We start from the raw sequence: 235 nt of genomic DNA on the forward strand, positions 1-235 counted from the left end.
TTCTTGAACAGAATGCCGCTTGGCTTGAGCACTTGAGTCAGTGCAGCGATCACGTCATCTTTATGCGCTTCCATGGTCGCCGAGGCGATCTGCACCACGAGGATGTCGCCGAAACGGTCGACCACCAGACCCGGCAGCAGATCGGAGTCGCCGTAGACCAGGCGGTAGAACGGTTTGTCGAACAGGCGCTCGCGCAGCGACAGGGCCACGTTCAGGCGGTGCACCAGCAGCGACT

1 protein-coding gene is annotated in these 235 nt (G+C 60.9%); it reads right to left on the reverse strand.

Annotated features, from left to right (window positions below; translation table 11 throughout):
* Positions 1-235 (reverse strand): hypothetical protein (locus ACR9ZK_RS23575; protein WP_481344333.1); only part of this gene is annotated, 235 nt, incomplete at both ends.

This window comes from Monashia sp. HAY1-5C (assembly GCF_056755255.1).